The organism is Bradyrhizobium frederickii (assembly GCF_004570865.1).
Taxonomy (GTDB): Bacteria; Pseudomonadota; Alphaproteobacteria; order Rhizobiales; family Xanthobacteraceae; genus Bradyrhizobium; species Bradyrhizobium frederickii.
Window position 1 is genome coordinate 220,472 of record NZ_SPQS01000004.1, and the last position, 13,046, is coordinate 233,517.

13 protein-coding genes and 1 tRNA gene are annotated in these 13,046 nt (G+C 65.5%); 6 read left to right on the plus strand and 8 right to left on the minus strand.

The window, feature by feature from the left end; all coding sequences use genetic code 11:
- Positions 1 to 126 precede the first annotated feature (126 nt).
- From E4K64_RS08885 to E4K64_RS08895, 3 genes are all read right to left on the minus strand, one after another.
- The gene (locus E4K64_RS08885) at positions 127 to 1,377 is read right to left on the minus strand and encodes a multidrug effflux MFS transporter (RefSeq protein ID WP_135163165.1); all 1,251 of its coding nucleotides are present in this window, start codon (positions 1,375 to 1,377) and stop codon (positions 127 to 129) included.
- Positions 1,378 to 1,584: 207 nt separating this feature from the next.
- Positions 1,585 to 3,045, minus strand: a complete 1,461-nt coding sequence (locus tag E4K64_RS08890; protein ID WP_235884606.1) for a hypothetical protein — start codon at positions 3,043 to 3,045, stop codon at positions 1,585 to 1,587.
- Positions 3,046 to 3,327: 282 nt separating this feature from the next.
- Positions 3,328 to 3,416: transfer RNA gene (locus E4K64_RS08895), tRNA-Leu, on the minus strand.
- A 173-nt stretch (positions 3,417 to 3,589) separates the two neighbouring features.
- Between E4K64_RS08895 and E4K64_RS08900 the strand changes: the two genes are divergently transcribed.
- Positions 3,590 to 4,024, plus strand: coding sequence for a twin-arginine translocation pathway signal (locus E4K64_RS08900; RefSeq protein WP_135163166.1), 435 nt, complete (start codon positions 3,590 to 3,592; stop codon positions 4,022 to 4,024).
- A gap of 19 nt (positions 4,025 to 4,043) precedes the next feature.
- Here the strand turns inward: E4K64_RS08900 and E4K64_RS08905 are convergent, their stop codons facing one another.
- Positions 4,044 to 5,246, minus strand: coding sequence for an FAD-dependent monooxygenase (locus tag E4K64_RS08905; RefSeq protein ID WP_135163167.1), 1,203 nt, complete (start codon positions 5,244 to 5,246; stop codon positions 4,044 to 4,046).
- A gap of 19 nt (positions 5,247 to 5,265) precedes the next feature.
- A complete protein-coding gene (locus E4K64_RS08910) occupies positions 5,266 to 5,511 on the minus strand; it encodes a zinc-finger domain-containing protein (RefSeq protein WP_007602543.1) in 246 nt (81 codons plus the stop codon).
- A 308-nt stretch (positions 5,512 to 5,819) separates the two neighbouring features.
- On the opposite strand from E4K64_RS08910, the gene E4K64_RS08915 reads away from it, so the two are divergent.
- The 3 genes from E4K64_RS08915 to E4K64_RS08925 all read left to right on the plus strand — a co-directional run bounded on the left by E4K64_RS08915 (position 5,820) and on the right by E4K64_RS08925 (position 8,566).
- Positions 5,820 to 6,956 carry a hypothetical protein gene (locus E4K64_RS08915; protein WP_135163168.1) on the plus strand — a complete coding sequence of 379 codons (1,137 nt, stop codon included), beginning with the start codon at positions 5,820 to 5,822 and terminating at the stop codon, positions 6,954 to 6,956.
- A gap of 116 nt (positions 6,957 to 7,072) precedes the next feature.
- Complete coding sequence (locus tag E4K64_RS08920) at positions 7,073 to 7,828, plus strand: alpha/beta fold hydrolase (RefSeq protein ID WP_135163169.1); 756 nt, start codon at positions 7,073 to 7,075, stop codon at positions 7,826 to 7,828.
- A gap of 99 nt (positions 7,829 to 7,927) precedes the next feature.
- The gene (locus E4K64_RS08925) at positions 7,928 to 8,566 is read left to right on the plus strand and encodes a cation efflux transmembrane domain-containing protein (protein WP_135163170.1); all 639 of its coding nucleotides are present in this window, start codon (positions 7,928 to 7,930) and stop codon (positions 8,564 to 8,566) included.
- A gap of 11 nt (positions 8,567 to 8,577) precedes the next feature.
- On the opposite strand, the gene E4K64_RS08930 is transcribed toward E4K64_RS08925, so the two are convergent.
- On the minus strand, positions 8,578 to 9,936 hold the full coding sequence (locus E4K64_RS08930; RefSeq protein ID WP_167771895.1) for a hypothetical protein: 1,359 nt from the start codon (positions 9,934 to 9,936) through the stop codon (positions 8,578 to 8,580).
- A gap of 289 nt (positions 9,937 to 10,225) precedes the next feature.
- On the opposite strand from E4K64_RS08930, the gene cysE reads away from it, so the two are divergent.
- Both cysE and E4K64_RS08940 read left to right on the plus strand, forming a co-directional pair.
- Positions 10,226 to 11,050 carry a serine O-acetyltransferase gene (gene cysE, locus E4K64_RS08935; RefSeq protein WP_135163171.1) on the plus strand — a complete coding sequence of 275 codons (825 nt, stop codon included), beginning with the start codon at positions 10,226 to 10,228 and terminating at the stop codon, positions 11,048 to 11,050.
- A 132-nt stretch (positions 11,051 to 11,182) separates the two neighbouring features.
- A complete protein-coding gene (locus E4K64_RS08940) occupies positions 11,183 to 11,401 on the plus strand; it encodes a DUF3126 family protein (RefSeq protein ID WP_007602550.1) in 219 nt (72 codons plus the stop codon).
- Between the two features lie 26 nt (positions 11,402 to 11,427).
- On the opposite strand, the gene E4K64_RS08945 is transcribed toward E4K64_RS08940, so the two are convergent.
- Together E4K64_RS08945 and E4K64_RS08950 are read right to left on the minus strand one after the other, a co-directional pair.
- Positions 11,428 to 12,744: an FAD-dependent oxidoreductase gene (locus tag E4K64_RS08945; protein ID WP_135163172.1), complete on the minus strand. Its 1,317-nt coding sequence runs from the start codon at positions 12,742 to 12,744 to the stop codon at positions 11,428 to 11,430.
- Positions 12,741 to 13,046 (minus strand): ferredoxin family protein, encoded by a 306-nt coding sequence (locus tag E4K64_RS08950; RefSeq protein WP_091889461.1) that lies wholly within the window; start codon positions 13,044 to 13,046, stop codon positions 12,741 to 12,743. The genes E4K64_RS08945 and E4K64_RS08950 overlap by 4 nt, the downstream gene beginning before the upstream one ends.

Consider the following 13,046-nt stretch of genomic DNA (forward strand, 5'->3'; position numbering starts at 1 on the left):
CTCGGATATTTCCCCCGGGGCACGCCGCTCGGTCTCCCACGCGGGCTGATCCGTTCTGCTCTCTTGTTCCATCTCGCCGATCCCTTCGATTGCTGCAGTACAACATCGAGAGGTCCGGGAAGTTCCTCAGGCGATGGGGCGATGATGCGGCCTGAACAGCCGTCCCTTCTCGACCACCAGCACGATCGCGAGCGCGGCGAGCGTCGACAGGAAGAAGCCGACCGAGAACGGCAGCAGCGTGCCGTCGAAGCTCTGTCCGATGGCCATGCCGACCACGATGCCGATCAGCGTCGTGATCGAGCCGTAGAGCGAGGAGGCGGTGCCGGCGATGTGGCCCTGCGGCTCCATGGCGAGCGCGGTGAAGTTCGCGACCATCATGCCGAACGAGAACATCATCAGGGCCGAGAGCACCATGAACAGGCTCAGCGGAAGCATGCCGAGGCACACCGTCAGCAGCATCACGACGGATACGACCGTGTAGAGCGTCAGCGCCCCGTGCGAGATCACGCGCATGCCGAGCCGCCCGACCAGCCTTGCGTTGAGGAAGCCGGCAATCGCGGTGCCGGCGGCGATCGCGGCGAAGGCGAGCGGGAAGTAATGGCCGAGGTGATAGATGTCGGTGAAGACCTGCTGGGCGCAGAAGACATAGGCGAACAGCGCGCCGATGACGCTGCCGGCCGCGGTGGCATAGCCGATGGTCTGGCGGTTGGTCACGGTCTGCCGGAACGCCGAGAGCACGTCGGCAGGCGCCAGCGACCTTCGCTCGGACTCCGGCAGGGTTTCAGGCAGTCGCAGCACGCACCATGCGAGCGCGAGCAGGCCGTACAGCATCAGCACCACGAAGATGCCGCGCCACGCCGTCACCAGCAGCACCGCCTGCCCGAACGAGGGGGCGATCACGGGCACCGCGATGAACACCATCATGGCGAGTGACATCACGCTCGCCATGCGGCGGCCGACATAGCAGTCGCGCACGATCGAGGTCGCGATCACGCGCGTCGCCGAGGTGCCCAGTCCCTGCAGCGCGCGCGCCAGCAGCAGCGTCTCGAACGAGGGCGCTGCGACCGCCAGCACGCTCGCCACCGCATAGACCGCCATGCCGCCGAGCAGCACCGGCCGGCGGCCGAAGCGGTCCGACAGCGGCCCCATGACGAACTGGCCGGCGCCGAATCCGATCAGGAAGGTCGACAGCACCAATTGGAGATGGTTGGCGACGGGGATCTGGAAGGCAGCCCCGATATTGGGCAGCGCCGGCAGCATCATGTCCATCGCCAGCGGATTCAGCGCCATGATGGACGCGATCACGATGACGAATTCCGGAAAGCGCATGGGGCGGTGTCCCGCGGACACCCAGTCGTCGGCATTGACGTCAGACAAGAAGCTCACCTCTCAATTTCACCGGCCTTATTCGCCGCCGATGCTGCGTTGCACAACCCATGTTTCGGGATGGCTGGCAGGCGGAGCAGATGCGGACAAGAATTGGTGAGCAGTCAGCCCTTCAGGCCGACCCTGAGATCGGTCGCGGGCGTGTTCATCGACGGTTCGGCCAGCTCGCGATTTGCGCGAGCCCCGGCAGGGCTGATCTTACCTGGAAGCGGCCTGTTGCCGTGTGTAGAGGCTGACATAGGCGCCGGTATATTCCTCTTTCCAGCCCCTCTCGCCGACCAGGAAGTGCCGCAGCTGGTCATGTGCTCTGATCCAGAGCACCGCATCGATCTTGTACTTGCCGATCACCTTGTCCCAGGTCGCCGCGTCGATGTCCCACCGGACCAGCGCGAGATAGTCCCGCAGCAACGCGTCGGGGTAGGCGGTCGCCGCCCGGCCGTCGACGAAGAGCGGCACCGATCCCTGGGTTCTGAAGATCAGGAGCCCGCCGACGTTCCAGTGGTTCAGCAGGTGCCCGCGCGAGCTGTGCGCCTCGAGATAGCGGGCATCATCCTCCGAGAGCATGTCGGGCAATGCCAGCGCCGGTCTCACCTGCATGAAGGTGACGGGCAGCAACAGGACACCGACGACGCCTGCGGCCAGCATCGCGCGCCGGACCTCGAAGCTCCGGAGCTTCGGCAGCAGCCGGTCGATGTGAAGCGCCATCGGGACGCTCGCGAAGATGAAGAAGAACGCGGTGTATCGGAACTGATACAGACCCAGAACCAGGAAGAGCCACGCCAGCACGCGCGCCTCGAGCGGAACGCGGGTGGAGTTTCGGTAGCGCAGCTCCAGGGCCACGAATGTCAGCGCATAGGCGATGCCGGGAAGGCTCCCCGGCAGCTCCATGTTGTGAAAATAGGACCGCCATTCGCTGATATCGGCCTGGACGAAATGACCCAGCGTCGCCGTCACGCCGTCATAGACATGCCATCCCAGCGGGTTGACCAAGATCGCGATGAAGCACCCGACGCCCGCCAGGCAGTCATTGCGAAAGCCTGTCCAGTCCCGCCGCAGCAAGGCGACGCCAGCGAAGACGCCGAGAATCGGAAAGGCGAGCATGAAGCCGCCATGCAGATTGACCCAGACGATCATCATCGGCGGCAACAGGAACCATCGCCGCCGCAGCAGGCATTCCCCGTAAAAGACGACCGCGAACAACATGGTCGCGATGTTCGGCGATGCCGCCAGATACATGTTGGGCGAGGCTTCGTAGCAGGGGTAGAGCAGGCACGCGGCGAACACCGCAATGCAGACCGCGGGGGCCGAAGCGCCGCTGCCGAGACCGCAGAAGGCGAGATAGCCGGCGATGACCGCGCCGCAGGCGACGACCATGAGGACGATCCCGGCAAGGCCGGCCTGCTGGTACAGCGCGCTGGCCATCACGTCCCAGAGCCAGGACAGATTGTACCATCGCTTGTCGCCGACGGTGAACGCCCACGGATCCTGCAAGGGCACTTCGCCCCGCTGCCTGATCAGGTCTCCGGCGGCGAGGTGCCAACCCAGATCGTAATGGCCGAGCAGAAGCGGTCCGTTCGACAGGTAGAATACGGCGAGGAAGGCAATCAGGAAGACGTAGACCTCGACCCCGTGCGGGTGAGGTGCGGACGCCGCTTGCATTCCGCCAATCCTGGACCGGGACCAATCCTCGCGCGCGTCCATCGGAGCTCTCACCATCGAAGCCAGCCGCTCCAGGCCCTGCGTGTCCCTGGGTCTGCATCGACGGGGCAGACATCGCTCGCTTTAGGCGAAGACGATCTAAAGTGGAGTAAAGGCCGGTCGCGCCGCCCGCGTTCCGCACGGGGAAGGGCGGCTTGGTAAACGAACAGTTGCGTGCCCGGCGCGCATGATGGGCTGCGGGACTGCTTGAGGCGGCGGCGGCTCGGCGAGCGTCAGATCTCGTGGTGCGGGCAGCCGGGGTCGAACCGGCACAGCGCTTGCGCACCGAGGGATTTTAAGTCCCTTGCGTCTACCAATTCCGCCATGCCCGCTTGATCCAACGAGATCAAACACTTAAGTCCATCACCGGCCGTCTGGAATTGGCGCTTTGCGCAACCGGGGGGACGGTTCTTCCTTAAGCGAGCCCGGCGCGCAAGGCAAAGCCTCAATCCGGACATGTGTTATTGCTTTAGGCATTCTCATCCACGGGGACTATTCATCCGGCATGCCTGTTTCGTTTCTCTCCCGCTGTCGCTCCGGGCGCGGACTGCTTGCGCTGGGCTTGCTCGGCGCGGCGCTCGGCGGCTGCGCGAGCGTCAGCGATACCATCAGCCCGGCCTTCGTGGACCCGGCCCGCTACGACCTGTGGGATTGCAAGCAGCTTGCACCCGAACGCAGGAATCTCGTCAACCGCATCGATGAGCTCGATCGGCTGATGGCGAAGGCCCAGACCGGGGCGGGGGGCGTCGTCGTCGCAGAGCTCGCCTATCGCAACGATTACGTCGCCGCGCGGGGCCAGCAGAAGCTGCTCGAAGAGACCTGGCGCAGGAACAGATGCCGCGAGAGCGACATGGAGGCGGCGGCACTGCCCGGCGAGCCCGCAGCTGCGCCGGCCGCAGCCGTCAAGCCTGCGCCGAAATCCGGCAGGACGGCACGCTGAGGCCGAAGGGCGTGCCGGTTCACGGCCGCCAGCCGTAGATCCAGTCCTGCCGCGCCAGCATGCGGTCGGGGCCGAGCGTGCGGATCGCCAGATCGCGCGCGATCGCCAGCGCCCCGCTGAGATGATAGATGCGGCCCTGCTGCCGCGCGGTCCGCTGCACCCGCCGCACCCGCGCCTCGCGCGCACGGCCGTATTGCTTCAGCGCCGCGGCGATGCCCGCGATGCTCTCCGCGGTCTCGCGGTTCAGATGACGGGCGAGCACCGCAGCGTCCTCGATCGCCATGCCGGCGCCCTGGGCTGCAAAGGGCAGCATCGCATGCACGGCATCGCCGAGCAGCGCCACCGGCCCTTTGCTCCAGGGACAGCCGTCGGGCACGCCGAACAGCGCCCATTTCCGCCAGCTGTCGACCGGGGCGAGCAGCATCCGCGCCGACGGCGGCCAGTGCGGGGCGGCGAAAGCCTCCATCACCTCGCGAAAATCGCCGGGCGTGCTCCAGCCCGGCCTGTTCCAGGTCCCCGGCAGCACCGCGACCACGTTGATCTGGCGGCCGCCGGCGATCGGATAGGCGACCAGATGGGCATTCGGTCCCATCCAGAGCTGCACCCGGGGCGCGGTGTAGTCCTTCGGCAGTTGCGTGGCATCGAGCGTGCCGCGCCAGGCGATCAGCCCGGAGAAACGCGGCTGCACCTCGGGAAACAGATGCTGGCGCACCGTCGACCAGATGCCGTCGGCGCCGATCAGGGCGCTGGCGAGATCGCTGCGGCGGATCGTGCCGCTGCGATGGACCACCGTCAGTCCCTTGGCATGCGGCGCGACGTCCTCGAAGGTCGCGCCCAGCTTCAGGTCGATATCGGGATGATCGGCAACGGCACCGGCCAGCGCCGATTGCAGGTCGGCGCGGTGCACCACCCAATAGGGGGCGCCGGCCCGCAGCGAGGCGGCTTCGCCGAGCGGCATGCGCAGCAGCTCGCCGCCGGCCCGCGCGCTCATGATCGAGACCGCTTCCGGGACGACGGCGCGCAGCTTGAGGCGCTCGGTGAGGCCGAGGTCGACCAGCACGCGGCTGGCATTGGGGGAGAGCTGCAGGCCGGCGCCGACTTCCTCGAGGCGCTCGGCCTTTTCCAGCACGACGATGCGGAAGCCGCGCGCCGCGAGCGCCAGCGCGGCCGTCAGTCCTCCGATGCCGGCACCGGCGATGACAATCGTTCGGGAGAGCGCCACCCCTGGCCGACGGAGACGGTCAGGCCACCTTGTCCTTCAGGACGCATTCCGGCGGGCGGGCTTCGCCCGCCTTCAGGTCGGCCGCGAAGCGGTACAGCGTCGAGCAATAGGGGCAGATGATCTCGTTGTCGTTGCCGAGGTCGAGGAACACATGCGGATGGTCGAACGGAGGGTTGGCGCCCACGCACATGAACTCTTGCGAGCCGATCTCGATGACGGGAACACCGGCATCGTTGTGGAAGTGCGGGACGACATGGTCGGACATCGTAACTCATCCTGGAGTGGCAATGGCGGCAGACACAATCAAGAACTGACGCGGCATCTTTAAGGCGCCGCGGACCATACTGGCGGGTGCAGATGATTGCTAGTCCGGCGGAACCGAAAGCTCCGCAATCGCCCCATGCTCATTTGCTCATGCAAATTCGACACAATCTTGAGGCCTGAGAGAAGCCCTTCTTTCGTCGGGGACGTTGTGTCGCAATTTTGGCATACTATGTCTGTGGACGAGCGCAATTGCGGCGAAAGACGACTCATCAGGCGCAAACGACCCTCAGGACCGCCAGGCTTTTCCACATGAAGTGGCTGCGAATCAGCACAGCGTTGACCGGTATCGCGGCATGCGGCTTCATGCTCGTGCAGATCGCGCCGCATGCCCGCGAGGCCGGCGCGATCCTCGCCGCCCAGGACGATCCGGCCGTGCTGTCCGAGCTGAAGCTCGATGCGCTGCTGCGGCAGAACGACCGGGTGGTTCAGGACAACATCGAGGCCGCGCTCGCCGCGGGTGATGCCGATCTCGCCGACAGTTTCGTCGCGCTGGCGCGCGATCGCAACATCGCGCTGCCGGACGACCTCCTGAGCCGCGTCGGCGATGCGGTCAAGGCCGAGAATTCCACTTCGCAATTTGCCAAGCGATTTGCCACCGGCCTCGTCACCGGCAATGCCGACGACGTCGCAAGCCTGTCGGGAACGGTGGCCGGCGATCTCTTCGTGTTCGGCGACATCAGGGACATCGTCCGGGAGGGCAAGCACCTCGCCATGGGCGAGGACACCGATCGCCTCGTGCTCGGGCTTGCGGCCGCCGGCCTTGCGGTGACGGCGGCAACCTACGTGTCCGTCGGTGGCGCGGCGCCGGTGCGCGCCGGACTGACGCTGGTGAAGGATGCGCGCAAGGTCGGGCGGCTCGGCGAGGGGCTCGCAGTATGGGCCGGTCGCTCCGCGCGCGAGGTCGTCGATGCGCCGATGCTCCGGAATGCGGTCGCCAAGGGATCGGTGTTCCGTCCGGGCGAGACGGTGAGCGCGATCAAGGCCGCGTTCCGGGCCGAGAAGGCCGGCGCGCTGGTGCGGCTCGGCAAGGATGTCACGCGCGTCGCCGGAAAGACCGGCACGCGCGGGGCGATGGATACGCTGCGCATCGCCGAAGGTCCGAAGGATGTCGCGCGCGCGGCGCGGCTTGCGGAAGCGCAAGGCAGCAAGACGCGTGCGATCGTGAAGCTGCTCGGCCGCGGCGCGCTGCTGCTGATCGGCGGCGCGTTTGAGCTGGCGATGTGGCTGTTCGGCGCGGTGCTGACGCTGTTCGGTCTGCTGTCGTCCATCAAGGCCACCACCGAGCGCCTGACCCAGGCCTGGTGCGATCGCAGGCGGGCGCGCCGGCTTCGCCGCGCGCAGATCGCAGCCGACGCCGCTCTGGCAAATGCGGCCGCGACCGCCTGAAGCGCTGCGCACCTCAGGCTATTGTTTGAGCACGATATTGCCGGAAAACCGCTGCACTCTTTTCCGGTTCATGCTCTAACACCGATCCATCCCCCATAAGACTTACGGAACTGATGATGCCGAGCTTTCACAACGGCGCTGTTGAGATCGCCTATCTCGACGAAGGCGAGGGCGATCCGATCATCCTGGTGCACGGCTTTGCCTCCAGCAAGAACGTGAACTGGGTCTATCCGACCTGGGTCTCGGAGCTGCGCAAGAACGGCCGCCGCGTGATCGCGCTCGACAATCGCGGCCACGGCGAAAGCGCAAAGCTCTACGAGCCCGCGCAATATTCGATTCCGACCATGGCCGGCGACGTGCTCGCGCTGATGGATCATCTCGCCATCCCGCAGGCCGACATCATGGGCTATTCGATGGGCGGGCGGATGACGGCGTGGCTGTCCCTCAACGAGCCGCAGCGTCTGCGCTCGGCGATCCTCGGCGGCATCGGCATCGGCGGCCTGATCGAGGGCACCGGGCCCGGTGAGAACGTGGCGAAAGCGCTCGAGGCGCCCTCGCTGGACGAGGTCACCGATCCCGTTGGGCGCACCTTCCGTGCCTTCGCCGACCAGACCCGCTCCGATCATCGTGCGCTCGCCGCCTGCCTGCGCGGCACGCGCGACCTCATGACCAGGGACGAAGCCGCGCGCATCGACGTGCCCGTGCTGATCGCGGTCGGCTCGACCGACGACGTCGCCGGATCCGCCAGCGCCCTCGGCGCGATCATCCCCGGCTCCGAAGTGCTCGACATTCCCAATCGCGACCACATGCGCGCGGTCGGCGACAAGGTCTACAAGACCGGCGTGCTCGATTTCCTGTCGCGCCGCGGCTGAGGCCATGTGGTCTGAGGCGGTGAGCTTGTTGGCCAATGACCCTGAAATGTTGCGCGTTCCCGCAAATCCTCCCATATTCACCCAAAGCGGAGGCGCCATATGTCTGGTTGCGGTGGTTGCTGCGGCAGTGAAGCAAGGTTCGAAGGTCTTTCCGCGGACTACAGGCGACGGCTCTGGTTGGTCATCGGGATAAATGCCGGGATGTTCATCGTTGAAACCGGCGGTGGTCATCTGGCTGGCTCGAAGGCGCTGCAAGCGGACGCGCTGGATTTCTTGGGCGACGCTCTGACCTACGGCATCACCCTTGCTGCGATCGGCACGTCGGCGATCACCCGCGCCAGGGCAGCCTTGTTCAAGGGGCTATCTCTGTTCCTGATGGGCTTGTGGGTGTTCGGATCGACGGCCTATCACGTGCTGATCCTTGGCATTCCGCAAGCGGAGATCATGGGTGCCGTAGGCTTCTTGGCGCTCGCGGCAAACATCACGAGTGTCCTTCTGCTCATGAAGTACAAGGACGGTGACGCCAACGTAAGGTCGGTCTGGCTGTGCTCGCGGAACGATGCCATTGGCAACGTCGCCGTTATGATCGCGGCGGGAGCCGTTTGGCTCACGGCCTCGAAATGGCCTGACCTGATTGTCGCGGCGCTGATGGCGGGTCTGTTCCTTTCCTCAGCGATGCAAATTCTCCGTCAGTCGCTGGAAGAGATGCGCCGACCGTTGAGTGCACCTGCCGAGTAGCATCCTGAATCTCATCCCGCTTTGCCGTCCTCACCAAAACGGCGCATCACGGCCATCAGCACCACGAAGGTCGCGACCCACACCATCCGCGCGCCGTAGCGGTCGTGCGGGCCCGAGATCACGGCGCAGATGAAGGCGTTGCCGAGCAGCGCCAGCGTCACGGTCGCCGCCAGCAATGTCAAATCGTCGAGTCGACGGTTCGCGAGTGCGTTGCCGAGCAGTGCAAGCAGCGCCAGCATCGATGCCAGCGCCACCGGCACGTGCAGCCAGTTGATCGCGGTGAAGTCGAGCTGCCAGTTCTGCTGCCGTGCCGCACGCATCGGCGCGGCCTGCGCGGGGATGTAGCGCTCGATGATGCCGCGGGTGTGCGGGATCCAGCCATTGGTGCCTTCGCCGGTCGCGACATGCAGCAATTGCTGGCCCATCGCCCGCAGGGCCGCGCCGGCCTGCCAGGCCGGATAATCCTTGATCGACTGCACGACGATGTAACCCATCTCATCGTTCATGCCTTCGAAGCGGCCGAGCGTGTTGAACATGCTCTTGCCCCACAGGAACTCGTCGGCGCTCGCCGGCAGCTCGTTGCGATAGGGGCAGAGCTTGTAGCGTTCGCGCGGGCAATGATCGCTAAGGTAACGCGCGACGATGCCGTCCTGCATCATGCGGCCGAAGGCGACGCCGTAACCGCCGGGCGTCCAGGCCAGCTTGCCGGACAGCGCGTAATTCGCCGAGACCAGCATCAGGCCGCCCGCCACGATGGTGAGGCTCGCCTGCGCCAATCCGGCCAGCGGAAGGCGCTCCCCAAGAAGCGGCCGTGCGATCCAGCCGATGGCGCAAAGGCCGAGCAGCACGCCGAGCGTGGCGCTGTGGGTTGCCGCGGCAAAGGCGGTGAAGACGAACAGCGAGATCTTCTCGATCGTCGAGGTGCGGCGTGCGCCCACAATCAGCAGGAACAGCGACAGCACGGAGAGTCCGGCGAAGATGTCGGTGAGCAGCATGCTCGCAAGCCAGGGCAGCGCGGTCGCCACGATCAGGCCGAGGCTGATCGCGACGAAGCGGAAGGTCTGCATCATCGAGAGCACGCGAAGGGTGAGCTGCAGCAGCCACAGCGTCGCCAGCGACTGGACCGCGAGGTTGATCCAGAAACCGAAACTCTCGCCATAATGCAGATAGAGCCCGAACACGGTGGAGCGGCTGGGAACGAGATAACCCTCGTACCAGCGGGCCAGATAGCCGCCGGTATCCCATTGCAGCAGCGGGTAGCCGTTCCACAACGCCGGCGCGATCATCAGGAGGGGCAGGGCCACCGCCGCCAGACGCAGCCAAAGTGAGCCCGTGGCGCGCGCGCGCAATTGATCGGTGGTGATGCTCAAATCTGCTCCCGTCCCCGCTTCGGACCATGCTCGCAATAGCGGCTCGGAGAGAATTCACCAATAGTTTGACGCCGCCCGGCTTGAATTTGGCAAAACTCTGACCACCTTGAGCCGACCTTGCGGCTTCCGGGCGCCAAAAGAAACCGTTGTGTTTCAAGGTCTTGGTGGGCTTTCGCGGGGCAAGTTGCAGTTCACTCTCAGGCAAGCCGGTCAGGACTTTGCCGCCTAGACTATGCTATAGAACCGGTCAAACGCGCCCACTCGAAGAGCAAATCCAAAGAGCAAATCCATGGCAGTGCATCAGGTCAATCCGGGAGGAAAGCTCGCATCGCTCGATCCGATCTGGGACCGGATCCGGGGCGAAGCGGAGGACATCGTCCGTCGCGAGCCGGAGCTTGCGACCTTCATCTATTCGTCGGTGCTGCATCACAGCCGCCTGGAGGATTCGGTGGTTCACCGCGTCGCCGAACGGCTCGATCACTCCGCATTGTCGGGCGAGCTGGTGCGCCAGGCCTATGGCGAGGCGCTGCGCGACGAACCCGATCTCGGCAACGCCTTCCGCGCCGATCTCGTCGCCGTCTATGACCGCGATCCCGCGACCTCGCGCTTCATCGATCCCTTGCTCTACTTCAAGGGCTTTCACGCGATCCAGACCCATCGCCTGGCGCACTGGCTCTATCTGAAGGGCCGCAAGGATTTCGCGTATTATCTCCAGAGCCGCGCCTCCGCGGTGTTCCAGACCGACATCAATCCCGCCGCGCGCATCGGCCGCGGCATCTTCCTCGACCACGCCACCGGCTTCGTCTGCGGCGAGACGGCGGTGATCGAGGACGACGTCTCGATCCTGCACGGCGTCACGCTCGGCGGCACCGGCAAGGAGAACGAGGATCGGCATCCCAAGATCCGCCACGGCGTCCTGATCGGCGCCGGCGCAAAAATCCTCGGCAACATCGAGATCGGCCATTGCGCGCGCATCGCCGCGGGCTCGGTCGTGGTCAAGCCGGTGCCGCACAACGTCACGGTCGCGGGCGTGCCGGCCAAGATCGTCGGGGAGGCCGGCTGCGCCGAGCCGTCGCGCACCATGGATCAGATGATCAACGCCATGGGGATTTGAGAAGGCCCTTGACGTTGCGAAGGGCCGGATTTTCCGGCCCTTTCGATCCCCAAAATTCTTTGACAATTCATGCTGGCGGTTCGTCGCGTCTCGTCCTAAAACCCGCCGACCAATTTCGATCGGAGACTTGCCGTGGACGTCAAAGAAGTCAGAAAGTTAGATGCGTATCTGAAGCGCGTATTCGGCAATCCCAAGATCCGCGTCGTGCCGCGGCCGAAGAAGGACGATTCCGCCGAAGTCTATATCGGCGAGGAATTCATCGGCGTGCTGTTCGTCGACGACGAGGACGACGATCGCTCGTTCCAGTTCCAGATGGCGATCCTCGAGGACGATCTCGTCGATCAGGAGTAGAGCAGGCGCCCAGCAGCGCCTCGGAGTCACGCATCCGTTGCGGCGAGCATGTCGGGAATCGTGACAAACTTCTCCCGGGGCTTGCCCAGCACGGCTCCCCTGCGCTTCTCGGCCGCGTCGATCGTGCGCCAATCCGGATAGCTCACGATGCGTGCGACGCGGCCGGTCAGGCGCGCAAGCAGTGCGTCAGGCGTGTCCGAGCGCGGCCGTCGATGGGTGATATCCGCCAGGACGGCCTCTGCGGTCGCAATCCCGCAGCCGCGATTGGTGCCGATCGTGCCGTTCGGCCCGCGCTTGCTCCATCCGCAGACATAGAGGCCCTCGACCACCGAACCATCGGCCGCGACACGTCCGTCGACGTTCGCATGCACGCCGCGATGCGCATCATAGGGAACCCCAGCCACCGGCGTGGTCTTCCGGCCGACGCTGCTGAGCGAGAGGCCGCATGCGATGTCCTCGATAGCGCCCGCTTCCTGCTTGAACGCGATGGCCTCCAGGCGGTCTCGTCCGCGGAGCGCGACGGGCGACAGACGAAATCGAAAAACGCAGCGCCGCGGCTTCGTCACGGACGTCCGCGAGAACGCGCGCAGCAACGACAATTTTTCGGTCAGCTCCGGATCGGCGGAAGATCGCGGCTCGAATTCATCGGAGCTGACGTTGCCCATGTCGACGCATGTTTCGCATGCGTTGAGTTCGGGAAAGTCACGTAATTCCTTTGCGGTGAACCTGGCCTGCGCCGGTCCGCCGCGGCCGACGACGTGGATTTCGCGAATCCGGCTCTCAGCCAGCACGTCAAGCGCGTGACGCGCGATGTCGGTCCGGCGCAGCTCGTCCGCGGTCTTGGCGAGGATGCGCGCCACGTCGAGAGCGACGTTGCCATGGCCGATGACGATCGCGGTCTCATGATGAAGATCGAACCGCAGATCCGCAAACTGCGGATGCCCGTTGTACCACGCGACAAAATCGCCCGCCGTGTGGCTGCCCGGGAGAGCTTCGCCGGGGATGTCGAGCGCCCGGTTCAGTTCGGCGCCCGTCGCCAGCACGACGGCGTCATAGGCCTCGCGCAGCTCGTCGATCGTGACGTCGTCTCCGATGGTCACGCCGCCGATGAAGCGAAACCCGGGCATTGCGGCGATCCGGTCGAAGGCCGTTGTGACCTGCTTGAGCTTCGGATGGTCGGGGGCCACGCCGAACCGCACCAGCCCGTACGGCACCGGGAGCCGTTCGAACATGTCGACCGTCAAGGGCGCGCCCGAGCGCAACAGGGCCTCGGTGGTGTAGAAGCCGCTCGGTCCGCTGCCGACGACGGCGATGCGGTTTTCGTCTGCAGCGGACGCCGTCATCGGCCCAGCGCCTGCCTGCGTTCATCGGCCCCCGGCAGCGCCGGCAGGCGCGCACTGATGACGGGAGTTTCAGTCGCGCGCTTGCGGTTGACGTCGATCCAGTACTTCTTGTCCGCGGCGAGGCGATAGTCGGGCTCGATCGCGCCGACCGGGCAAGCCGGCGCGCAGCCACCGCAATCGATGCAGTTTTCCGGATCGATGTAGGTCATGGTGTCATCGACGTGGAAACACTCCACGGGACAGACGGTAACGCATTCGGTGTATCGGCAGCCGCGGCAATTGTCGGTGACCACATATGTCAT